The organism is Anaerobacillus sp. MEB173 (assembly GCF_052119505.1).
Lineage (GTDB): Bacteria > Bacillota > Bacilli > Bacillales > JBJMAU01 > JBJMAU01.
The window spans coordinates 1-24,713 of sequence record NZ_JBJMAU010000024.1; the positions used below are offsets into that span (position 1 = coordinate 1).

The window sequence follows — 24,713 nt, forward strand, 5'->3', positions numbered from 1 at the left end:
TTATCATGTCGTTTTCAGCGACAAGATTTATTGTATCATATCATCAAATTCTGCGCAACAACTTTTTTTGAAAGTTGTTTGAGTGGTTAACAAGAACGAAAACCAAACCGCACTGCTCATCAGCGACAAATAATAATATACCACAATGGAATTTTCTACGCAACACTTTTTTAATTAAATATTGTTTTAAAGTAATTCTCATTGTGTTCAGAGTTACTAATTTATCATAACCCTAAATATAAGACAATCCTTTTTTACCAAAAAAATATAAGCCATATTTATTATAGATGTTTTTTTCTATCGCTTCGTTATAGTTACTCTTTATATAGAAAAAGAGATACCATTCTAATTTGAACTGCACCCGGTCAAGTAGACAGTGGAAATAATAAAAAGGACTTAAGCGGCTTTAGCTCTATATTCGATAGGGTTCAGGATGTACCTCACCTAACTCTTTGAATATAATACTCTGATAGAACAGCAGACAATTTATTCTTTGTATTTTCCACTTCAATATTAGGATACAAATCTTTTAAAGTAGCCACTAAATCTGATAGTACTCTCTCTCCTAAATTCATATAATCAACTTTCCTTAGTTCTTATTAGTAACTAAGGATTACCTATTCAAACAGCAAAAATACCAAATGAGTATTTTCTTAGATTTTTTATCCTTTGAATAAGAAAGAGATGATTACCTTTAGAAAAAAATTGTCTATTAACGGTTGAATAGCTAGTAAATTTGTACTGGGCTGCAAATAAGGAATAAGCTTAATAATCTGCATACATGAATCCAAAAACAAATAAACGACCAACTATTGTTGATCGTATTACTTATTGGGTATTCTGCTGACATACATGAAAGGTAACTAATAAACGCTTAGTTTTTATAGAAACTTTTTTTGTAGTATTCACGTAATTCAAGTGCATTATCTTCCCATTCTATTGTAAGACCATGGATTAATTGACCAAGGACATCCAAGCATCTATGCCATCCTGCAGCAGTATAAATAGCCATTGCTCGATCATCAAACGTATGACTAAACGTCAAGATGCACCCTTTATCCTCTTCATGTAAACTTATGTCTAACAAATCATCAACTTCCCGAAAACAAAAAGTATATGGAGGATTTAATTCGGTAATAACAGCCTCATAGATTGACCCTTCCCCATCATCGAACTTTATCTTTCCGCCAACGCTAAGATCCATATCTCCAGTTGCAAATGGATACCACTGAGTAAAATAATCAGAATCCGTTATATAACGAAATACTTTTTCAGGACTAAATGGATATTTACGTTCAAAAACCAAAACCTGTCTTCCTTCTTTTTCATAGAGACTGCCATAGTTACTCATGAATATTACCACCTTTTTCGAATGTAATAATGTAATACGGTTTCCAATACTTCTCTTTAGCTATTAAAACCAACGGAGTTAACAACATTACTTTCGATACAGATGTTAATTACTCCTTCTCACACTAATTGCTTCACTGGTTTAGTGTAGCAAGATTGAAGGATATTTTATTCAGCTTCTTTCATAGGTGAAACTAATATGCTTAGTCCCATTTCACCATAATCCCAACCCAGGTGGCCGCTTAGACATAGCATGTTAGCTAAAAAAGAAAAAAGTGTTGTACTTACTCAACTCAATCGTTCTTTAACTATTGCATCCGTTAAATGAAGATGTTCACAATCTATATATTTTAGCCCATTTGTAATCAAAAAAGGACTGCTCATTGCAGCCCATCTATACAAGCATTAATTACTATTTTATTAAATGTTCTATTTTAGTTCGTACACTATTTAATACTTCTGTGTTCACTTTGCCAAATCTTTTTCTGATGATTCTTTTTGAAAGTGTATAAACTTTGTCTACTCTCACTGCTGATGTAACTTTTAGAGCACCTTCATATAAATCCTCTTGTTTAATCACGACTGAATAATCAAGGTCTTTTAATTGTGATGTAATAGCAACAACAAGAACATCATCAGTCATCTGATTATAATCATCGTTTGAAATAATGAGAACAGGGCGTTGTTTTCTATTTGATAAGTCACTGAATGGTACTGGAATTAAAACAATGTCACCTTGTTCATACATCATTCCAAACCTCATCATCTATATCATTATCCCAAAAGTCAATGCTACTTTCGCTCGCTTTTGTTAAATCTTCTGATAAACTTTTTTCTCTTTTCAGCTTTAAATATTCAGCAAAGTCCAAAATTTTATCGACTTCTTGCTCTGGAATTTCATCAATAATCTTTAGTAATCGTTCTTTAGCAGTATCCATGATGTTCATCACCTCTTCCATGAATATTTTATCTAATTATATCATTTTGGATTACTTCAAACCATTGATGATTTAGTAAGGCTCACCTATAGTTGAATAAGATTTTGACATTCAAGCAATTAAATATTATATTTTATGGATTTATGGAATACCTCTTTCTTTTTAAACGAATACCAAACAATAACAAAATTATGCTATAGATGCTAAAACATACTATTATAAGAATTGCTTCATTTGTAAAACTAATCGGTTCATATCCGCTATGGTTGTTAATATGATATTCTTCACCTTTGTACGTGAACCAAATAATAGTAGAAATAAAAACATATAAAATTATTATGAATGCTGACTTTATATAAACTGATGCTTTGTTCTTTGAAGAAATTGAATGTAATGTATATAAAAAAAGACCACCATATACAATTATAAAAATGATTATTTCATAAATCCCAATTTTCAGTTCCAATTCACTTCCCCTTATTAGGCAATTCTGCCCCTTTATTTCAACATTGCTTCCTTCGCTAATGCAACCGTTCAATAAGCAAAACCTTTCAATGATAAAGACTATCTGTTCCTATGCTCCAATCCAGAAGGAAGAAAAACCATCGTCCTTATATTTCCTTAGCATCTCCGCTAGCTTTGGCACATTTCGGAAATCGCGCCGTTCCTATGTATTCATCAAGTCTATGATCATCATGAATGATATCTTCTGACACCTGGACCCCGGTACAATAAGCAAACAACGACTTCAGCACTTCAAATACAGGCTGATCACTTCGGGATATTCGCGGTAAGATCTTCTGATGAATTTCAATTTCATCACGAACTCGCTAGCCAACACTATTCTCCAAACTCGTTCAAGTAGCGGAACGAATCACAAAAAACCTTTAGGGAAAACATTTTTAATCATTTCTTCCATTTTCATTTTTCTTTCTGTGTCTATTATTGCTTTATTATATAAATCAATATCCTTTTTTAATTTTTCAACAGCTTCTTCTTCAGTTTGACCTATTTCTCCGCAAGCGCGATATATAGGGCACTTAGCGATAAAAAAACCTTCTCTTTCTTTTTCCTGTTCAATAAATATAGGTAAAAAAACAGGAGATTCAATCATTCTTACATCTGTTACGGTTTCCAAGGTACGTTTAAATATATCGTGAACTTCATCTTGCGATATTGAATTTCCTCCTTTAGATCTTTCTGAGATCTTTTTAGCCACTTCACTCAAAAAATCTAAATTGCTATAGCTATTTTCTTTTCCCATTACCTCACCTCTTTTATTTGTAGCTACAGTATTGTTAAGAAGATTGCTTTTCTACATCTAGTTAGTATAGTATTCTTAGCATATTTTCCGTAGTTGTTCTTTTCGTTTGCATTCATTTTTTAATCCCCACTACTTTGTTAATTTTACTATGTTCAATATTTCTATTTTTGCAAAAATATAGTTCTAACAAATTTGCCTAACTGTTCATCTGACATTTCTCTATTTTTCACTGCATCTTCTATTGCTTGAATTTTATTTTTATTAATTTTAGTGTTTTGCTCTTTTCTCTTGTGATACTCTTGAATTATTTGATGCTCTGATTTTGCAAACTCCATCGCTTGTTCAGCTGTTTTAAGCTTTTTTCGTGTCCAATGTCCTGCGATCTTTTCAACGTATGGTTTCGGAAGCTTCATGTTTGTCGTCATTAGCACATAATCTAACAACACGTTAATCACTTCATCCCTCAATCCCATTTTTCTTAAAGTATTAATTAGTTGCACATCCTCTTTAGGAACTTTTGCACCAGGAACTTTTGACATTAACAATTCTTCAGGTGAAACTGACTTATACACTTTAAGTATTTTTTCTATTTCTGTAGACATGCATCTCTCTCCTCTCTCCTGTTTTTTATTAGATTATTTTAATCAGTTATGTCGTATAATGCCATCATATGACTAACTGTGAAATGAGCAAAATATTAAACTGAGAATTATTATCAACTTCAGTTCATGACTACAATTTCTAAATTCAGGAAGTATTAGCATTTAATCTGTACACCCATTATGCCATGTACATACGTTCTAAAACGGGGGTTTTTCAAAATATTCACACAATTTACACACAAAAAACACACAGACCGATCCCCCCTCAGCCTGCGTTTCCCTACCTATTCTATTCCACCATCCCCACCAATTCCTTAAACACAACCGACGGCTGCCTCTCAAGCAGCACCAAATCCACAGTCTTTCGCACCTGCCTATTACTGACCAACAACTGCCCCCCTTCCACACTCACCGTCAAATTCTTAATCTGATAACTCTTAATCTCAGAAGCAGTATCCAAATAGCGATCATCCAACTCCATCTGAACTCGATTCGATAACCGTCGCAACATCCGCCATAATGTCACCTCTGCCTTTGACTTCATAAAAATCTCCGGCAATTCTTTTGCGTCCAACAAGGTCTCAAGCGTTGTCATCGCATAGACACGAATCCCATAACGAACGGGCCGAATTACTTCTTTCAATGGCTTCCACTCTTCTACTTCAAACCGGACATACTCTTCATCACTGCGTTTTGGCAACTCACGGATGTCCGAACGTCTAACCACCTTCACGTCCTTGATCTTTCCATAACACGTAATCCCATTTTGTTTCGCCGCCCCTTTCCTTGGATAAAGTGCGACATACTCCACTTCCTGCCATCCCTTCCGCAGCTGCTTCACTGGAACATGATAAAATTTATACACCAAATGCACTTTATAATTCTGCTCATATGGCACCATCCCGACAAGCACTTTTTCCTCAAGCGACGACTGCCATTCCTCCAACGCCCCGCGCGGCAGGATTCCCTCGGCTTGCAATTCCTCTGGGCTCTTTTCAATTAACCGCTCAACAAGCTGTTCAACCATCGCTGTCGTTCCTGGTAAAAATGGCAACCCGCCTATGTTTACTTTCTCAATGCTTTGAAAAAAAGGATGTTCCTGATAACTTGCTTCATCGTGCCATGGAAACAGCACATATGCGCCAAAGGCATTCCGCTCAAATGATCCACCGCTTTCAACAACTAATGCATCGCGGTATCTGTGCATCGTATTAATGTCTTCCTCAAGTGGCCCAGGTGTCGCGTATTTACTATCATTTACCGGAAAATCAATTCGGTATTTCGCATCAAATATATAATTGTATGTAAAATCCTTACCCTGTTTCTCAATGCTTAGCATCGTATCCGGCTTCTGACTTAACGTCGGTAGCTTTGACTCATATTTTTGAAAGTGCAAGACGATCTTCTCCTTCGTCATCGGGTGCACATACTTACATTTCGCCGACGCCTTCTCAGACAAATTCACAAACAATCCGTTACGATCGACTTTGATCAAATCATGTGACAGCAGCTCATATTTCTGCTTCAAAATCTGCCCAAGCTTCAAAAACGTCCAGTATTCATACAGTGTCGCCACATCTTTTACCGACATTTTGTACAAATCCCCCTGCAGCGATAACCCACGGCTGACAATCAAATAGATCTGGTACGCATTCCGATAGCCTGGTGCAAGCTGCATAACAAGACTCACCATCGAACGCTCCAACTTGCCGATCCCTTGCCAAAACGGTTGACTCAGCTTTCGCTCAAGCGTTGTGCTCATCTGCCCAATTCGAGTCACTAACCACGGATCAGGTTCACGCTTATACCTACCCCTCTCATCCGTCAACTTCCTCTTCAAGTCCGCTAACCGATGCAAAAAACGTCCAATCATCCATTTCACAAACCGGTTTTCCTGCGTATCAAATGTCAATTCCTTCTTGATCGCAAGCCCATGCGTCGGCAGCATGTTCTTCTCCTTAATCATAATCCCGCGCTCAACCTCTTGAAACAAATGCGGCTTCTTCCGTAACTCATTTCGGCCCTTACTATCTAAGCGCCGCAGTTGATCGCCACGTGCTTTCCGGTGCGTCTTCATCAACTGATGATGCGGTTGCCGCTCAATCCGCTCTAATGCTTGTAAAAAAGAGCGATAATGCGCATCAAACAAACGGTAAAACTCACTCTGAGACGGCTGGCGCTCAACCGTTGACGTCGCTCCCAAATACGTTTTCTTCACAAAATGATAAGCTAAATTGTACACTTCACTGTTTACTTCATCTAGTAGCTTACGATAATCATCCTTATAACTCAGCTTCGACGGAAAGATCTCCAGCTTCACCTTAAGCAGCAACTCGCTGCCGTCATAAATCTCAAACGACGTAAAACCGACTTCATTTTGAAACGCCAAATTACCCATCAAGAACGGCTGTGGTGCCCGTGTCACAAGGCTGACCGCCTGCCTTAACTTTGGATGCTCATGATGAAATGCTAACTTCTTTCCATGCTTTGAAGTAACAACCAATTGATAGATTCCATTTTCAAAAAAGAGCGGTGTATACTCTTCACTCTGTGTCAACTGCCCTTGTTGAACATCAAAGACATGGACTGACTCCACTCCCTGTCCACTAACGTAGAACTCCATCATTTCATTATGATCAAGCTGTTGGTATTGCTTCAAGCTCTCGTAGCGTTCATGATACGGCTTCCCTTTAATCCAAAGCGAGAGTTCTGATGTTTCAATCACAACGAGTTCATGTTCCTCACGCTCCGATCCAGAAAGAGGTGAAACCATCATCTATATACCTCCTTAGCATCTCAGCAAGCTTCTTTGCACATTTCGGAAACCGTGATGCTTCTATGTATTCATCCATTCTATGATCATCATGAATGATATCTTCTGTCACCTGTACCCCGGTACAATAAGCAAACAACGACTTCAATACTTCAAATACACGCTGATCACTTCCCGAGATTCGCGGTAAGATCTTCTGATGAATTTGAAAATCCAGTGCTTTTTCAAACGACATCAATCCTGCCTGTTCGTTATAAATCATATAAAAGGAAATTTCATCACGAACGCGGTAACCAACATGAGCGCCCAGCTGCTCTAATGGCTTATTAACCGATATAAGCTCATTCGTTACCTTTTTAATTAGATCACTGTAATCCTCATAGGCATCCTTCAGGTGAATGAATTGACTCGTAAATTGATTATTCCCGATATGTACTGCCTCTATTTGTTCTCTATCATTCTCTAAAAAAGCAAAATGATCTAACTTAACCCGATTAAATTCAATTGTATTCGCCCGATCGAGTACCTTCTTACTAAAAGGATGCGTCGTTTCATCCATATTCACCGTACCAATCACATACACATTTGCCGGAAACCGCACTGCCTCACCAATCACGTTTGGATCAAGAACCGTTGATGTTATAATCTTACCATCCTGCCATTCCCGACTTTCCATCACACTTAAGAGATCACTGAAATAATACTCAACACGAGCTAAGTTCATCTCATCCAGACAAATAAAATAAGGCTTGTCCGGATTATCCATTGCCGCCCGTAGCACCTTCGTAAATGGCCCCTCTTGAAACTCCCCTTTAATATCAACATAACCGAGCAAATCCGACCCATCACTCCAATCCGGTCGTACCGGAATGAGTGTATACTGTCCATTCTCACTCGTCGCCCCAACACTTTCCGCAAGCCATTTCACGATCATTGTTTTTCCAGTACCGGATATACCAGAGATAATTACAAACGGCTTTGTTTTTAAAGAAAGATAGAGGTTTTCTACTTCTTCACGTTCATAGTAGAAACCTTTGGAGTTGATGTAGGAGTGGATGTGGGTGACGAGGTCATGATCACTCATTTCCGTTGGTTTACGAACTTCTATCTCTTCAACTTGTCCTACCTTATGCTTAATGCACTCCTCATAATAGCGAATCATGCGCTCTAAATCAGTAATTAATACCTCTTCGGATGGCATATTCGCTAACGTATAAGGAATATAGACAGCTGTAGATTGTTCATAGCCCCTTCCTTTACTACTAATCCCAATCGATATCTCCTGATCACGTCGGACACGATCACCCGAAATCAACCCTCGAATTTGCTGATTAATTCGTTCCATCTCATCCCTTGATGTCTCAGTAATCCCTTGAGCAATCGTCAAATACACACGCTCCATATCCTCACTAAACAGATAAACAACATAATACCCCCGCTGCGTCGTTGTCGTTACAGCCTTGTTCATAATCGCCACCCACGGACAAGTAGCCCAATTGCCCTGTCCAACCGAACCTTTGACAATGTATTCTGTTTCATCAATAAATGGTAGCGAAATAAGCTCAGCTGGGAGAACATTGCGAACCTTCCGACCAAGCTCATGCCCAGCAAATGTTTCACGCTTGGCATCTATGTAATTTTCCATGACCTCAATAAATAAAGGTCTAAGTCTTTCTTGCATGATCGGATTCAACTCCTCGTCGATGAGATTGGCGGATTGGAGCCAGTTTAGTAAATATACAGTCCTATCTCTAGAAACCCCTTCAACCATTAGATTATCCCCCATTGAATTACGAACAATTAGCGTACCTAATTCAATAAGGGCTTCTTTCTTTTCTAGTTTACTTATTGAGTGTACATTTTCTAATAAGTCTAATATCATTACACTATATTCATGTTGAACTAACTGCCTTTTAATAATATTAATTTTGTTAGAGGCACTAGTATATTCTGTTAATAAATCTCTATTTGCTTTGTAATTATCATCAAAAAACCCAAGTAACCTTAAAGATTGACGTATTTTATTTTTGCTACTTTTAGAAAGATTTGTCTCAAGGTCACCAATTTCATTAGTATCATTCTGCCTAAATACCGTCATAAAATGTTTTTCCGCTTGATTAAAATTGGCTTCTGGTAACTGGTTTGTCATGTATTCTTTTAACTTAATAATGTCTAGGTCATCTTTTGAAGACTTTATAACAAAAGGCAACTTTTCAAAGAGCATAAGCATTATTGAGGCTGGCCATTCTTTTAATTCCGGCAGGTCATTTTTGGATATAGCTCTTAAATTCCTAAAGTTATTCCATGTAGAGATTATAGAATTTAATTCAATAGTAAGATTACCCTCAATTTTATTTTCTTCTGTATTTATTACAGTAGCAGAAATTGTTTTTCCATCTTCCTTCTTTAATAAATATGTAGTTTTACCATCTTGAGTCTGTAGTTTCTCAATAGCGGTTACGTAATCTAATATCAATTTGTTTAGCAAATCAAAAACATTCCTTCCATGCTTGACTCATTAAGTTCCATTCTATCAAGATTAACAAATTAATGGTAATTACTAAATGAAAAGTGCAAAATTTGTTAAAAAATTGTACTTTAGATATAAAAAAATAACACCATAATAACTTGATTTTTTTCCACAAAACTTCATCCTAAAGGTAGTAAAAATTTAGAAGTAAAAGAAAAATCCACCCGAAAGTTAATAATCGGTGGATTTCTATTTATATTAGTATTACAATTTTTAATAAGTAGAGGATTCCTTAAATACTTTACAATTCTTTCATGATGCGTAAAGCTCTAATGTATTTTACAGCTACATCAATTTCTTCTGGTGTTGCAATTTTGTCATCAATCTTGAAATTAAATTTTTCTTTTAATGTCTCTGGATTAAGTTCTTGCTTATCATTTTTCACTTTTTTTATTTTCTATTTTTCTATTTATAAGGGCTACATCGTCATTAGCAATCCTTTCTGTAGGACTCAAAGCAATCTCTAATATGAGGGGCAAGTGACTACTTAAATTAAACCATTCCTCTAAGTCACCCAAATAAAATTTTTGAATGATTTGAAGAATATCCTTAGAAACAAAACAGTAATCAATATGGAAAGGCTTTTCTAGCTTTCTTTGATGAAAATAAGTTGGTTTACTCTCCAAACCAAATTCTTCATTATAAAAGTGATGATAGCAACTTTTTAAGCCATATTTATTGAAAAGAGCAATAAATTGATTAAATCCCTGAATCCCAGAATAACTAGCTTTCAAATTTTTATCAACGTTAAAATCTCCAATAATTATAACCTTGCTGTTATTAAGTAGGATCTTATACTCTTCTATGGCAGTGTACAGTAAATGTCCGTAGGAGGAATAACCCGAAACTCTTTTTGTCCACACTGCTATCATTACAAAATCAGCTTTCCCAGTGACCTTTATTGGAACAATCCATTCATATTTAATTTCATCATCAAGCACAGTAAGCTTATAATCATCTGAAAATGATATAACACATAATCCTATGCCACCTTCTTTACCTATCCATTTAGCATCATCATAGTTAAAGTCATCGTTAAATTTGCTAGGTTCGGGACTCTCCTGTATAATTGCAATATCAGGTGAAAACTCTTGTAACTTTTTATACTTCTCTTTAGTTAGCAGACCTCTACTACAATTCCATGAAATAAGCTTAATTATTGACACCCTTTCTCACTTTATCACATCACATTCCAACATTTATTAATGATCAATACATAAAGATTGATCCGGGGATTCCACTTCACTTCATAACTTAAATAAAATGATTCAAGTAAATTAGGCTCAGTTTAAAATTTTAAATAGCTAAATCAGTTTATTTCATATTTATAAAAAATTCTTCCAATGCTTTTTCAACTACTTTCGATTTACTTATTTCATTTGCTTCAGAATAATTCTCGATCTCTTGAAGCAATGAGTTCTTAACTATAAAAGTTGATTTTACCTTTTCATCCTCAGTATGATTTCCATCAATCCCGTGCCATTCTTTTATTATCTTCCGAAGTTTAAAAATTTCATCATTTGATAATGAATTCTCAGCGGTTGTAATTACACTATTTTCAACTTTTGATAGAGGTTTTATATCTTCTTTTATAGTAGCAATTGTATCATTATTAATTGGTGAAGGATTTAGTGTAGCTAATGGCTCTGGATGCGGCTCTTTGTCTTCATCCTTTATTTGAGAAGGTTTATATTCCAGACCATTTTCTTCCAACTTTTTCATTAGCGCTTTAGTATAAACACCAGCTTTTTTTAATTCGTCAAAAGTTGTAATCCCATTTTTTAAATCATGTGCCACATTTTTTAATAATTCATCTCGACTTTTATTCGACCATGTATCAAACATGACATCATACGTATATCCATGGGCTTTTAACAATAGTCTAATTTTCATACTGTTGATTCTAAACTTTTTTTCAGCCAGTTTTATCGAATTTGATTTATTTAAAAAGGCAACGATTTCTTCTACATTACCTGCATCATTATTCACAGAAGTGGGATCGTTATCCTCCTTTTTCTCGTGTGCCGATTCCGCACTTGAAAGAGGACCTTCTTCTTTCTTTATGATATTTTGTTTTACAGTTGGTTCATCCTGTTTACTTTCTGGAATCTTCACTATTTCTTTTTTATATTCAGAAATTTCAGATTCCCATTTCTTCGTATCTTTATTAAAAAGATATCCTTCTTTTTCTAATTTTGATTGCAAGTTTCCTGCAAATTTAGCACGATATTTTCTATTTTTTGTATAACGTTTAGAAATATCATAAATTGTTTTTCCCTTGTTTAACTCTTGAACAATCTCCTTTAAAATTCCTTCTTCTCCATCCTTACTCCATTCATTAAAGAAGTAACTATACTTTAGTTGTGGATCTTCCTCAGATGTTTTTTCCACCTTTCCAGGTTCCTGAGCGTCGTCATTTAAACTATATGAATCTTCACTACGCACCTGATTTAAGCGTTCGAGTGATGATTTAATTTCTTTCCAACTTACATTTTGATTTGTTGTATTTTCCTCAACCTTATCCTGTGATTCTTCTTCAACTCCCGTTCCAAATAGCTTTTCCAGTTTATTACTTGAAATAAATCCTTTTCGATTCGTGACTCTTTCAAATAATTCAAGTCCCGCTTTTGTATAAAAAGAAACGCTTACAAGATAATCAAGATACGGTACAGTGCCTTTTACTTTCTTAAGTAGCACTTTATCAATCTCCACATAGTGTATATTTTCGATGAACTGATCTTTTGATACGTTAAAATAATACCCTGAGTTTATTCCTAATAAACTATTTACTTGTAATGAAATAATTACTCTTTTTCCTTTATACTCAATATATTTTAGCTTCCCATCGTCAGCATTTGTTACAAGTGTTAGTGAAGAATCAATGGCTGCATAACTTTCATTACCTTTTCTTGCTGTCTCTAACACCCAAATTTCTCTCAATGCGTTTTTCAATGTAATTAACTCTTCAGATAATTGATTTGAAACATCTTCTAATGTCTTCTCTGTTGTATTTAGTTCTATAAGAACCTTATTTAGATTTGATTGTGAACGGTGGCTTTCTTTAAGAATCCACCGTTTTATATAATTGTACTTATTAAGTTCATTTTCTAATGTCATTTTGTCTAAATGAAGGTCATCAGCGATTTGATCCAGCGTTTCCCCTGTGAAAACTCTAATAATGATTTCCTGTATTTGTGTTTGCGATAACGATTGGCTTTCCTGATGATTTGACTCTTCATTTGTCCCAGATGCGTCGTTTTGGGTGGCTAATCTATTTGTGATAAGTTCAACTTCAATTTCATACTTTTGAGCAACTTCCTCTACCGTACTGCCATGTCTAAGTAACATTAGGATATCTTCCCAATTTTCGTTTAAGCGATTATCTTCATTCTTATTAACCACTTTTCTTACGATATCTAATATGTCCATTTCAAAATCATCCCTTTATTATTTTGACTTAAAATGACAACATATCTGCTATCCCTTTTAGATTCCGATCCTTGTCGTTCACTTCATTTTTCATGCTCATAATAAAGTCAAAATATGTATTTAGCGCGAGTTTTGGATTCTCCATTATTTTATTATTTATTATTTCAAGGCCGCCTGCAGCGTACTCTTCAAATATTTTCATCTTCTCATCAAATTTTTCATTATCATCATTCAAAATTGTAATGTCCTCTGTTTCAGCTAGAGCAATTGCATTTATTATTGTTTCATCGGTTTCTAAAGTAAAAACATTCCATGGGATCCCTTCTGCAGATCCGGTAAATTCTTTACGTTTTTTTTCCATAAAACCTACTGCTCCTGCTAACATAAAAACATCTTTATAGGTAGCAAATATCCCAAATTCATTTGAGTCAGTTAATGATTTGTATATATCTTCTTGTTCTTTTGGACGGCGAATTCTTCTTCTAGACATTTTGCTTAGTCACCTCTATAACCTCTGTAAATTCATAAGGTTTTTCTTTATTTTGACGTGGGTCATTATATGATAATCGATACTCTTTTCCAATTAAACCTGCCATCTGTTCTTGTACTTCACCTTTCCATTGTGAAGTAGAAACAATTACGATTACTTGATCAGCAAGCTTATGAATTCCTTTTGCAATTCTTTCACGGTGATCAGAATCAAGAGCTCCAAATGGTGAATCCATAACGAGCGGATAAATTCCACCTTCATCAAATTCTGCCTTTTTTTCTTTCTTATATTGTTCCCGAGCAATATCAACGATTGCTCCAATAAATGATAAGCTAGTTATTTGTCGTTCACCTTGAGACATCCCTACAAGATTTCCATTGTCATTAACTACATTTAATTCATAGTTATCAGCTAATTGTACATGGTAACCTTTTCTCAAAAACTGTGAATAAACACTTGTAATTCTTTGCTGTAATTGTGCTTTGACAATTTTTTCACGAACACTAAGAATCCCCTGCATTGTTGTTTCTAGCTGGAAACAAACATCCATTCTCTTTTGTGTTAATTTTCCTTTTTGTTCCACAGACTGATGCTTTTTGGCTTCATTATTTTTCTTTATGATTTCTTGATTTATTTTATCTAACTCTGCTTGAATCGCACCGATTCTTCTATCAGTTAAACTCTTTTGTTCTAAAAGCTTTTTCCTTTTATCTTCTAGCTTTACAATCTCTTCAGAGTCTTTTCCTGATAATTTTTCACTAATCTCATCAATTTCCTCAGAAAGTTTTTTCTCTTCCTGTATACCCCTAATTTCAATGTCTTTTAGTTGTTTCATTTCTCTCAAGAGATTTTCTTTCCGTTCTTTCATCATCTTTAAGTTACTGGCAAAATCAATTATTTGATAATTGGATTGACTTTTTGCTAACTTATTTTTAATATTATTTATATGCTCAAAATGGCTACTACCTTCCACAAGTTCTTCTCCACAGATACAAACTCTTTCTTTTAACAATTGCTCAATAAACTTTTTACTAACACCACTAATTGTTGTTGAGTCACTATTTTCTTTAATTATTTCATCTGCTCTCTGAATAGCTGAATATGTGAAAGCTAAGTAACCCTTCTTACTTAGAAGATCAGTGATTTCTTTTCTTATCTTTTGTAAGTTTTCTTGAACTTCATTTAGCTCATCTGTTTTAGAATCCCTTAGATCTTGAAGTTGCTTAGCACCATCTATTTGTTTCATTCTTGTCTCAACTTCGTGGATTTCTCTATTTGTAGCCTTCATATTTTCCTGTTGTAGCTCTTCTTGCTTTTTTAATTCTTCTTTTTGAAGTTCCAGTTTATCTAATTCTTCAATAAGGTTTATTGTCTGTACATCACTATACTTTTTTAACTCATTTCTAAATCTAATCCTAGCTTTTTCTGTGTGATTTATCGCTCTCTCTAAAATTTCAAGACCCATAATATTTTTTATTGCTTTTTTTACATCTTCAGACCCACTATCCTTAGATAAATTATCAATTCTTTCCCCATCAAAAAAGAAATATGTTCTTAAATCTTCCGGAAGTATTCTGTTTAATTCTACTGTTGGATTATTTACAGATTTATATAAGCCAGCCTCATCTTTATACTCAACTGTAATATTTGTTTCTAAATATGTAACTCGTTCAGATGAATCTTTTTTAGCCAATGCTTTGCGTTTTGCATAATATGTTTTTCCATTATCGATAAAGACAATCTCTACCCAACCTTCAATTGTTTCACCAGGTTTGGCTATAGAAATAGCATGTTCGTTTATAATATTTGTTTCATTTGGCAGATTAATAATTCCATAAAAACACCAACTAAATGCATTTAATAATGCAGTTTTTCCTGACCCATTTTCTCCATGGATAACAGTAACATTTCTAGTTGCTGATTTTGAAAAATGAATTGTTTGGTCTTCAAAATATTGACGGAAGTTATATAAAGTAATTGATTCAATAAGCATTATTCAATGATCCTTTCCTTAACAATATTAACAATATCGCTAATAATTGTTGTTCCTTGTAAATTCTTTAAGTGAAGTACTTCTTTTTCAGCTTCAAGTATTTCTTTAAGAATTAATGTATGTGTATCTGGTAATTCAGCTAACAAAGCTTCAATCTTTTCTCGTTCTTGGTTCATACTTATCCCTCCTTGCTAAGTGTCTAATAAATGATAGGCTTTCTTAAATTCAATTAATGATTCTTGTGCTAATGGACCGTTGATTGCAAGGTCTGCGAATTCATTAAATCGATTCAGCTCACGGATAACCAATTTTCGTTCCATATTAAATAAGGCTGGTTCAATAAGGCGAACTTCATCTAAATATCTTGGTATAACAATAAAATCATGAATATATGAAAACTTTTTATTTTTATGCTTACGAAGAACTCTACCTCTTCGTTGGATAAACTCTCTTGGATTTGTACTACTTGATAAAATAAATGCTCTTTGTGTAGCGGGTACATCTACACCTTCATCCAAACATTTAATTGCAACAAGCACTTGCAAATCTCCACTTTCAAATTTATGTAAAAGTTCACTACGTTGTTCCTTATCTTCTCGAGATGTAAATGTATGAACCTTCATATTTAATTCATTCCCTAGTATTTTTACTACGGCATCAATTTGCTTCTCACCATCAGTCCAGCTATCGCCACAGTATACAATATTATACTTAGACTCAGTTTCTTCTTTCATTAGTTTTTTTAGCACAGACAATTTATTTCGTGCACGACTCAAAATTCTCGCCCGCTCAATCAAAAGTCCTTGAACTGATTGAGCATTATCCCCTTTAATGTTTCCATCTTTCGGAAACACTTTCACTAATTTCCTTGTAATTTCATAATATCTTTCACTTTCATCTTCATCCAAATATACAAGGTGAGGGTAGTAAAAATATTCAGTTAAAAACTCGCCAATTGCTTTATCTAAACCAAACTGGAAGACCGTTTTATTCCCAAAATAATTTATGAGTTGACTTGTTCCTTCGTCATCGTACCATCTATTAGGAGTTGCAGAGAGAGCAAGTCGAAATGGAATTGTATCTAGGAGCTTATTTCTACTATTTTCAGCACCTAAGTGATGAGCTTCATCGGCTACAAAAACAACATTTCCACTTAACCTTTTCAAAATAGCTTGCATATGTTTTGTTGAGTACGTAGCATTTGTTGTGATTAAACAAAAGTGTTTAATTACTCCCGATTGAAATGCAGTAACATAATTGGATAGATCCGATTCCCATAGATTTCTTGAATTATAAGCCACAATTGGAGACATATTGAATTTCTTTATATCTACTACCCATTGATCAACTAAATGAGTATACGGACAAACAATGATAACCGCTAAATTCTTCGTTACTTCCCATAGTTTAGCCACTGCTGATAATGCTGTAATTGTCTTTCCAGTACCGGTTGCCATTTCTAGTAACCCCTGACATTCATTTCGAAACCAACTTCGAATCGCTTCTTGTTGGTAATCACGAATTGTGAATTCTGTAGGTATTACTGGGTAATTATTTTCTTTTAATTTATCACTGGTTTCCTCTATTGCTTCAGGGTCAATTCCTTTATAGTCGCTAACTTTATATGTTAATATTTTTTCTTTGACAGCTTGTGGAAATTCATAAACCTTAAGGTAATCAGTATTATTCTCCCAAAGCTTATTAAAATCGGCATCCTTTTTTTCGACCCTTATTTCCTCATTAGGTTGCCATGAACAAAATACATCTATCGATTCAAAATTATTGTATAAACCACCCTCTGTTTCATTTGATGAACCTGAAAAAGCAATTTTATTACCATCCGTATCCTCCATAATACCGAGCTTTTCATGATAAATACCATACTTTACTCCATCAGAAACAACAGCAATCTTTATATCCAAATTATTATTAGCAATAAGCCAAGCTAAATAGTTAAGCCGTTCCTTATGAATTGGAGTAGTTACTTCTTCGTCCAATACACGAAGTAAAGATTCCTCCACTACCTTCTCCCGTGATTTATAACCTCGTTCTATCATTTCGATATCCTCTTGCTCTAGTTTCGGTGATGCAATTAGTTGCATTTTTCCGCCATTATCAATAAGTTCAGAAATCCCTTTAGCTGCTAACATTAATGATCCACTAGAGAAGTACCCTACTGCTCTTTTATATAAGATACTTTTTGATAAAACAGGTATGTAAAATTCCTTTATAATATTTCCTGGTTTTTGATCTGTTCTATATTGGTAAGAGACATTTAATTCTTTAAAATTCATAATTATCTCCTCTCAATTTTTCATCATGATCTAATGGTTTACAATTACCATTTTACAATTAATGTAATAACTTGACAATTTGAAATCAAATTTCAATAAATTACACTTAAAAGTTGCCTTTCTCATCCCTTCTACAAAATTTGTTCGTAGTCCATTTTTCTCATTTTAATATTAATAGATTTAATTCTATTAAAACTCTTGTTAAAATTTACTACATTTTTTATTATAGAAGTAGATAAAATTACGTACGTAAAAGGAGAGTGTTATATTGTGGATGCTAATTTTTCATACAGTTTTCCTGCTTTAAGAGGGAAACAAGCAGGGAAAGAATATTTTGTTGTCATGTGCCCATTACGTTTAATACCAAAAATCTTCTTGTTTGATGAAGAGGAAATCCCACCAGAGCATAGGGCACAACGAATTATCAACAAAACTAGAGTTCCAGAAATCGCTAATTATATGCTGGAAAATCCAACAGATTATGTTTTTTCATCGCTTACAGCATCTGTTGATGGTAAAATGGAGTTTCTACCTTATTCAACTGAAGATGATTTTAAGGATCTTGGTAAATTAATTATTTCTCTAGATTCAAAGTTTCTAATTAATGATGGACAACATCGGAGAGCCGCTTTAGAAGAAGCCTTAAAAATGTCTCCAGAATTAGGGAATGAATCTATTTCAGTTGTGTTTTATAATGATAAAGGCCTAAAAAAATCACAACAGATGTTTGCTGATTTGAATCGTCATGCTGTTAACACTACTTCCTCGATTGGGATTTTATATGATCATCGTGATCAAATGGCTACCATGACGAAAGATGTTATTGCTGAGATTCCATTATTAGAGAGGTATACAGACAAAGAACGTGTTTCCCTTTCTAAGCACTCTCCTAAAATATTTGCATTAAATCATATTTTTAATACAAATTGTAAACTTTTAAATAAGAAAAAAGGCGAACTAGTATCCCAACAAGAAAAAGAGTTCATTAAAGAGTTTTGGGAGGTTCTCTGTGACTCAATTCTAGAATGGCAGCAAGTAATAAAGAAAGAGCTAACACCAGCACAATTACGTGCAAACTATATCGTTGCTCATGGTGTTTTTCTTGAAGCAATTGGTACAGTTGGTTACTATCTTTATCAGAATCATCCAACCAACTGGCAAAAATATATTAAACAGTTATCTAAAATTGATTGGAATCGTTCAAATAAAAAAGATTGGATGGGACGAGCTTTTGGTACAACTGGGCGTATTAACAAAACGAACCAAACCATCCTGTTAACTGCAAATCTCATTAAAACAAAACTATCCTTACCTCTATTGGAAGTAGAAATAGAGATGGAAGAAAAATTAAGGTCTGGTGATGTATAATGTCAACCCAAATCATAAATGATGAGATGATTAAAGCCACTAAACAACATATTCAAGAAATATATTTAGCTGATGATCGCCCTTGGGTTGTTGGTTATAGTGGTGGTAAAGATTCGACTGTCGTTGTTCAACTAGTTTTTGAAGCACTTTCAGAATTGAAATCAGATCAATTACAAAAGAAAATCTATGTGATTTCTTCTGATACACTGGTAGAAACACCGCTAATTATTTCATCCATCAATACAACGTTAATGCGAATTCAAGACAAAGCTCTTGAACTAGGTTTACCAATTGAAACACACAAGGTAAGACCAGAAACGAATAAGACCTTTTGGGCATCGTTAATAGGAAAAGGCTATCCTTCACCACGGCAAAAATTCCGTTGGTGTACGGACCGCTTAAAAATCGATCCAGCGAATCGGTTTATTCTAGATAAAGTATCAAAATTCGGTGAAGTTGTAATGGTATTAGGTGTACGTGATAATGAAAGTCATACACGAGATCAAGTGCTAAAATCCCATACAATTGAAGGTAAGGCGTTAATGAGGCACTCTTCACTACCAAACTCTTTCGTCTTTGCACCGATTCGTCATTTTTCTTTAGATGATGTTTGGGATTACCTGCTTAGCTACCCTTCTCCATGGGGGAATGATAATCATGAATTGATGGCACTCTATCAAAATTCAAATAGTGAGTGCCCTTTAATCGTTGATAAAGATATTAAAGAAAGTGCAGGTTCTTGCGGAAACAGCCGCTTTGGTTGTTGGACATGTACGGTTGTTACAAAAGACAAAGCATTAATTGGTTTTATTGAGAACGGTGAAGATTGGTTAATACCTCTATTAGCATTTAGAGATTGGTTATCAGAAATCCGTGATAACCCTAAATATCGTCAGAAACACCGTATGAACGGACAAGTGTACTTACTTTCAGCAAATATGAACGATATTAATATAGATGACTATACAGTTATTCCTGAGAAGGACTTAGGAAAATATCTTGAACAAAATCAAATTGATTTAGCTAGTATTGAAGAATTAAACTTACTTGTTGAAGACGAAGATGGAAACATGAAAAAGTTAGGTCTTGGGCCATTTACGATGAAAGCTCGTGAAGAAATTTTACGTAGGTTATTAGAAACGCAAAAAGAAGCTCAAGCAAAGCACCCGAATGATCCAAACTTTGAATTAATTCGCGAAGAGGAATTAAAAGCGATTCGCAAGTATTGGTTTGAAGACGGTGATTGGAATGACCGTGTTCCTACTATTTACGAAGAGGTTACTGGAAAACAACTTGATTGGGAGCAAGATGATCGTCCCCTCTTTGAAGAAGATCAATTAACTGATTTAGAAACGTTGTGCCAAGAGTATGGGCTGAGCCTTCAATTACTAAAAAAATTAGTAATGATTGAAAAGGACTATGCCGGTTTTAAAGTTCGTAGAGGCCTACAACAAGAAATTGAAAAAACATTAAAACAAGACTGGCTACATTTGTAGCGAAAGGACTTGAGTTATGAGAATAAATAAAGTAATTCTTAGTAATGTCGGAGCTTATTTCGGGCATTATGAAGTTGATTTATCAATCAAAAGTCCAACAAAAAATGTAATTTTATTTGGTGGTAAAAATGGCGCAGGGAAAACTACTCTACTTGAAGCCATCCGTTTAGCATTATTTGGTCCATATACTTATGGATTTCGGACAGAAAACGATCAATATTATAAACGAATTCAATCGTTATTAAATAAAAGAGCGATTCAAAATAAAGAACAGAATTATCAAATCATATTAGAATTTGATCGTGTTGAAAATTATGAACGCTCAACATACAAAATAAAACGTAGTTGGACATATGCCCAAACGAAAATTAAAGAAAATGTTGATGTAATTAAAAATGGTCAATATCTAAGTGAAAGAGAAAATGAGATCTTTAATTCTAAGCTCCGTCAAGAAATGCCACCTCAATTGTTTGAGTTATGTTTATTTGATGGAGAAGAGATTTCTCGAATTATTACAGACAATAAGCTTTCAGTTTATTTACAAGACTCTGCCCGTGTATTATTCAACTTACACCTATTTGAAAGCTTAGAACAGGATATCGGTCAGTATATGAAGCAAGCTACAACCCAAGGAAATAAATCGGAACTCGAACTTCAATTGGAAGAGTTGGAAAATCAATATACTAACGTTACCGATGAACAACAATTGCTTTTAGAAAAAAAGGAAGAATTAGATGAATTGATAGCAAACAATGAAGGCGAAGTTCGTAACTTAAAAAATGACTTTGATGTTCATGGTGGGTTAGTAAAAGAAGAACGTGACAGTTTATTAGAAAAATTAAATGCGATAGAGCAGCAACGAAAAGAAAATATAGAAAAGGTGCGTTCTTTTATTACAGGTCTTCTCCCTATATTTTTAGTACAGGACTTATTAAATGATGTACAAGTTCAAATGACAAAAGAACAAGAAAATGAAAGCTTTGAATATGTTTCGGAGGCATTAAAACCGGATAAATTAACCGACCTTGTGGGATCGCTGAAACAACTAGGTATGCCAGAAAACACTGATGACAAAACGATTGAACAGGTTCTTTTAAACGGAATCTTGTCAAGCATAAAACCAGAGGATAGTTCTTTAATTCACCGTGCATCCTTTAATCAGCGGTCAGAAGTTACAGCTTTAGTAAATCAAATTAAAAAAGTTGATTCACCACATTATTTACAGCTTTTTAATGAAAACCAAAAGCTACTTAAAGAAGCTCAAAAACTACGTAAGAAAATTGAAAACAATGATAAAAATGAGCAGTTCAAAGACATGTTTGAATCAATTGAACAGCTTAATCAGCAAAATGAAAAAACAAAACTTGAGCTTATACAAATTGATGAACAGTTAACTAGTAAAAGCGATCGACTTATTCAATTAAGTACTGAAATTGACCGATTAAAAGAAAGAATTATTCAATCTGCTAAATCTGAAACAACCCTCTCCCTTTCAGTTAAAATCGGTGAGGTAAGTAAAAAATTTAGACAGATACAGCTCCAGAAAAAACTGCAACAAGTTGAAATCGAAGCAACGCGAATGGCGAATAAACTATTCCGAAAAGAAGAATTCTTGAATCAAATTAAGATTAACCCAATCGATTTTACTGTTACTCTATTAACACCGAGCAATGAAGAAATTGACCAGCAGCATATTTCTGCTGGTGAAAAGGAATTATTACTACTTTCAATTATTTGGGCCATGTTCAAAACATCTGGAATTCGAATGCCGTTTGTATTTGATACACTTCTTGGTCGACTTGATCAAACACATCGTGAACGACTGTTGACAAAATTAATTCCTAGTTGTGGTGAGCAAGTCATTATTCTAGCAACTGATTCAGAAATAGACACTAACCTCTTCCAGTTTGTCAAACCAGTTCTATCTAAAACCTTTACACTTGATTATGATAAAGAACATAGAAAAGTTGAACTAAATGCTGGAAAGTTTTTTGATATTAATGTATTGGAGTTGAGTTCATGAATTTTAATTTAAAAACATCTAATTATGCACATGAAAAACTTAAACAACTCCAAGGAACTACTAATATTACACCAAATATTCTAGTTAGGATTGCAGTTTCTCTTTCGTTACGTGATCCTAACCCTGTTCCAATTGACATGAAAATCAATACAAACAACGGACTTGCCTTTAATCGTACAACACTTACAGGTGAATATGATTACATTTATAAGACGCTCATTGCTCAACATGCAAAGCGTGAAATTACGGATGATGAATATTTCCCCGGGCTATTTAATGCACATTTGGAACGTGGAATTCGACTATTAGTAAACGAGTATCAATATGCTGGAAACTATGAGAAATTAATTACAAATTTAATCAAAGTTGATCAGTAATGGAGTTGTTTATATGATTTATTTAGATAATAGTGCAACTACCAAGGTTGCTCCAGAAGTATTAGAAGCCATGCTCCCCTATTTACAGGAGGAGTATGGTAATCCATCTAGTAAATACTACACACTTGCAGAGAATGCAAAAAAAGCAGTTGAAAATGCACGTCTTCAAGTAGCTCAATTAATAGGCTGTGAACCTGATGAAATTGTATTTACTAGTGGAGCTACAGAGAGTAACAATATGATATTAAAAGGGGTTGCTGACTTCTATAGTAATAAAGGTAAACATATTGTCACATCCAAAGTAGAACACCCTTCTGTTATTGAAACGTGTAAATTTCTTGAGACAAAAGGTTTTAAAGTAACGTACTTAGATGTCGACCAATATGCAAGAGTTAACATCAACCAATTACAGCAAATTCTCACTTCTGATGATAAACCCATTTTGGTCAGCATCATTTGGGGAAATAACGAAATTGGATCACTGAATGACATTGATACAATTGCATCACTTTGTAACGAGTATAATGTCTTTTTTCACACTGATGCTACACAAATTATTGGTAAAGTGAGAGTAAACCTTAACCAAACACCAGGCATTCAATTCTTATCTTGTTCAGCACATAAGCTTCATGGACCGAAAGGGATTGGTGTATGTGTAATCCGCAAACATAAACTTGGGTTTAAAACAAAAATCACTCCCCTATTTCACGGTGGTGGACAAGAAAAGGAATATCGAAGCGGTACACTTGCAGTACACAACATTGTTGGTTTTGGTGTAGCTGCCAAAATAGCACTAGCTAATTTTGAAGACAATGTAAAAAAATTGACCGAACTTGAAAAACTTACTCAGTCTATTTTAGTTTCTAAGTTTAGTGACATTATTGAGTTTAATCATGATGACACAAATAAAATTCCTGGATTAATTAGTATTCGCTTAACTGGGGTTAATAATGAACTTTTCATTCGTAAAGTCGCTGATAAATTAGCACTTTCAACAGGTTCTGCCTGTAGTTCAACCAAACCCAGTCACGTGTTATCAGCAATCGGTAAAGATCTAAATGATGTAAGAAATACGATCCGAATTACATTATCTCCTGATACTGAGAAGTATGAAATAGAGAGTGTTTTAAAAAAAATATGATATTACTAGGAGGAATGGAAATGCCACTCCTCCTAGTAATAATTGTAAGTTTATATTTTCTACGATTTCACTTAATCACTTTCCATAATGTGGCTTCAGAAAATTTAAACTACATAAATTCCTACATAATATTTTAATCAAGCTCTTGTTATCCTAACTAATGAGGTGATTTAAGAAATGACTACATGTGAACATTGCAAGCAAAAGCTCGATATAGATGAGGTTGTCCAGTTTGATGAATTTGGATCATTAGAAAACCCTATGATAATATGTAAATTATGTTTTAAAAAAATTATTGAAAAAGGTGTGCCAAATTTTGATCCTGGGAAATGCGAAACATGTAATAAAACTCTAGTCCCTCATATCGACGATTGGGATGATGTTTTTAAAGAGAAATTAATATGGTTTATGTGTCCAGAAGCAATAAAAAACCCTGAGCTTTCTGACCATGAACAAATTGGATATTATATTGTTCAACCTCCTGATGATTCAGAACCAACATGGAATGGATAGCCAACTTACATGCAAAAATAAAAACCAAGTCCCAAAAGAATTTTCTTTTGGGACTTTTCACAAACTAGTAACAAAAAATGGATTAATATTAGGAAATATCTGTTACTACTGGTACATATGTATAGTAAACTT

20 protein-coding genes are annotated in these 24,713 nt (G+C 34.2%); 6 read left to right on the top strand and 14 right to left on the bottom strand.

All coding sequences use genetic code 11. From position 1 onward, the window contains the following. Window positions 1–874: 874 nt before the first annotated feature. The 14 genes from ACJ2A9_RS21805 to ACJ2A9_RS21870 all read right to left on the bottom strand — a co-directional run bounded on the left by ACJ2A9_RS21805 (window position 875) and on the right by ACJ2A9_RS21870 (window position 17,663). Window positions 875–1,351: an SRPBCC family protein gene (locus ACJ2A9_RS21805; protein ID WP_441423814.1), complete on the bottom strand. Its 477-nt coding sequence runs from the start codon at window positions 1,349–1,351 to the stop codon at window positions 875–877. A gap of 411 nt (window positions 1,352–1,762) precedes the next feature. Then, window positions 1,763–2,101, bottom strand: coding sequence for a type II toxin-antitoxin system PemK/MazF family toxin (locus ACJ2A9_RS21810; protein ID WP_441423815.1), 339 nt, complete (start codon window positions 2,099–2,101; stop codon window positions 1,763–1,765). Then, a complete protein-coding gene (locus ACJ2A9_RS21815; RefSeq protein WP_441423816.1) occupies window positions 2,091–2,288 on the bottom strand; it encodes a DUF2281 domain-containing protein in 198 nt (65 codons plus the stop codon). Before ACJ2A9_RS21815 ends, ACJ2A9_RS21810 begins: the two co-directional genes overlap by 11 nt. 874 nt (window positions 2,289–3,162) lie before the next feature. Then, the gene (locus ACJ2A9_RS21820) at window positions 3,163–3,552 is read right to left on the bottom strand and encodes a hypothetical protein (protein WP_441423817.1); all 390 of its coding nucleotides are present in this window, start codon (window positions 3,550–3,552) and stop codon (window positions 3,163–3,165) included. A gap of 161 nt (window positions 3,553–3,713) precedes the next feature. Further along, complete coding sequence (locus ACJ2A9_RS21825) at window positions 3,714–4,154, bottom strand: DnaD domain protein (protein ID WP_441423818.1); 441 nt, start codon at window positions 4,152–4,154, stop codon at window positions 3,714–3,716. Window positions 4,155–4,443: 289 nt separating this feature from the next. Next, entirely contained in the window at window positions 4,444–6,927 is a 2,484-nt protein-coding gene (locus ACJ2A9_RS21830) for a DUF2357 domain-containing protein (RefSeq protein ID WP_441423847.1), read from the bottom strand. Next, complete coding sequence (locus ACJ2A9_RS21835; RefSeq protein WP_441423819.1) at window positions 6,896–9,415, bottom strand: McrB family protein; 2,520 nt, start codon at window positions 9,413–9,415, stop codon at window positions 6,896–6,898. Before ACJ2A9_RS21835 ends, ACJ2A9_RS21830 begins: the two co-directional genes overlap by 32 nt. Before the next feature lie 283 nt (window positions 9,416–9,698). Continuing rightward, complete coding sequence (locus ACJ2A9_RS21840) at window positions 9,699–9,842, bottom strand: hypothetical protein (RefSeq protein WP_441423820.1); 144 nt, start codon at window positions 9,840–9,842, stop codon at window positions 9,699–9,701. Next, window positions 9,832–10,623: a hypothetical protein gene (locus ACJ2A9_RS21845; RefSeq protein WP_441423821.1), complete on the bottom strand. Its 792-nt coding sequence runs from the start codon at window positions 10,621–10,623 to the stop codon at window positions 9,832–9,834. Before ACJ2A9_RS21845 ends, ACJ2A9_RS21840 begins: the two co-directional genes overlap by 11 nt. A gap of 148 nt (window positions 10,624–10,771) precedes the next feature. Next, window positions 10,772–12,886: a hypothetical protein gene (locus ACJ2A9_RS21850; protein ID WP_441423822.1), complete on the bottom strand. Its 2,115-nt coding sequence runs from the start codon at window positions 12,884–12,886 to the stop codon at window positions 10,772–10,774. A 28-nt stretch (window positions 12,887–12,914) separates the two neighbouring features. After that, on the bottom strand, window positions 12,915–13,376 hold the full coding sequence (locus ACJ2A9_RS21855) for a DNA phosphorothioation-associated protein 4 (protein ID WP_441423823.1): 462 nt from the start codon (window positions 13,374–13,376) through the stop codon (window positions 12,915–12,917). Next, entirely contained in the window at window positions 13,369–15,369 is a 2,001-nt protein-coding gene (locus ACJ2A9_RS21860) for an AAA family ATPase (RefSeq protein WP_441423824.1), read from the bottom strand. Before ACJ2A9_RS21860 ends, ACJ2A9_RS21855 begins: the two co-directional genes overlap by 8 nt. Continuing rightward, the gene (locus ACJ2A9_RS21865) at window positions 15,369–15,545 is read right to left on the bottom strand and encodes a hypothetical protein (protein ID WP_441423825.1); all 177 of its coding nucleotides are present in this window, start codon (window positions 15,543–15,545) and stop codon (window positions 15,369–15,371) included. The genes ACJ2A9_RS21860 and ACJ2A9_RS21865 overlap by 1 nt, the downstream gene beginning before the upstream one ends. A gap of 15 nt (window positions 15,546–15,560) precedes the next feature. After that, window positions 15,561–17,663, bottom strand: coding sequence for a DEAD/DEAH box helicase family protein (locus ACJ2A9_RS21870; RefSeq protein WP_441423826.1), 2,103 nt, complete (start codon window positions 17,661–17,663; stop codon window positions 15,561–15,563). Between the two features lie 270 nt (window positions 17,664–17,933). On the opposite strand from ACJ2A9_RS21870, the gene dndB reads away from it, so the two are divergent. The 6 genes from dndB to ACJ2A9_RS21900 all read left to right on the top strand — a co-directional run bounded on the left by dndB (window position 17,934) and on the right by ACJ2A9_RS21900 (window position 24,581). Continuing rightward, on the top strand, window positions 17,934–19,031 hold the full coding sequence (gene dndB, locus ACJ2A9_RS21875) for a DNA sulfur modification protein DndB (RefSeq protein WP_441423827.1): 1,098 nt from the start codon (window positions 17,934–17,936) through the stop codon (window positions 19,029–19,031). Further along, on the top strand, window positions 19,031–20,527 hold the full coding sequence (dndC, locus tag ACJ2A9_RS21880; RefSeq protein ID WP_441423828.1) for a DNA phosphorothioation system sulfurtransferase DndC: 1,497 nt from the start codon (window positions 19,031–19,033) through the stop codon (window positions 20,525–20,527). The genes dndB and dndC overlap by 1 nt, the downstream gene beginning before the upstream one ends. A gap of 16 nt (window positions 20,528–20,543) precedes the next feature. Beyond that, window positions 20,544–22,550, top strand: a complete 2,007-nt coding sequence (dndD, locus tag ACJ2A9_RS21885) for a DNA sulfur modification protein DndD (RefSeq protein WP_441423829.1) — start codon at window positions 20,544–20,546, stop codon at window positions 22,548–22,550. Beyond that, window positions 22,547–22,927, top strand: a complete 381-nt coding sequence (dndE, locus tag ACJ2A9_RS21890; protein ID WP_441423830.1) for a DNA sulfur modification protein DndE — start codon at window positions 22,547–22,549, stop codon at window positions 22,925–22,927. Before dndD ends, dndE begins: the two co-directional genes overlap by 4 nt. Before the next feature lie 13 nt (window positions 22,928–22,940). Then, window positions 22,941–24,068: a cysteine desulfurase family protein gene (locus ACJ2A9_RS21895; protein WP_441423831.1), complete on the top strand. Its 1,128-nt coding sequence runs from the start codon at window positions 22,941–22,943 to the stop codon at window positions 24,066–24,068. 177 nt (window positions 24,069–24,245) lie between these two features. Next, window positions 24,246–24,581, top strand: coding sequence for a hypothetical protein (locus tag ACJ2A9_RS21900; RefSeq protein ID WP_441423832.1), 336 nt, complete (start codon window positions 24,246–24,248; stop codon window positions 24,579–24,581). Window positions 24,582–24,713 lie beyond the last annotated feature (132 nt).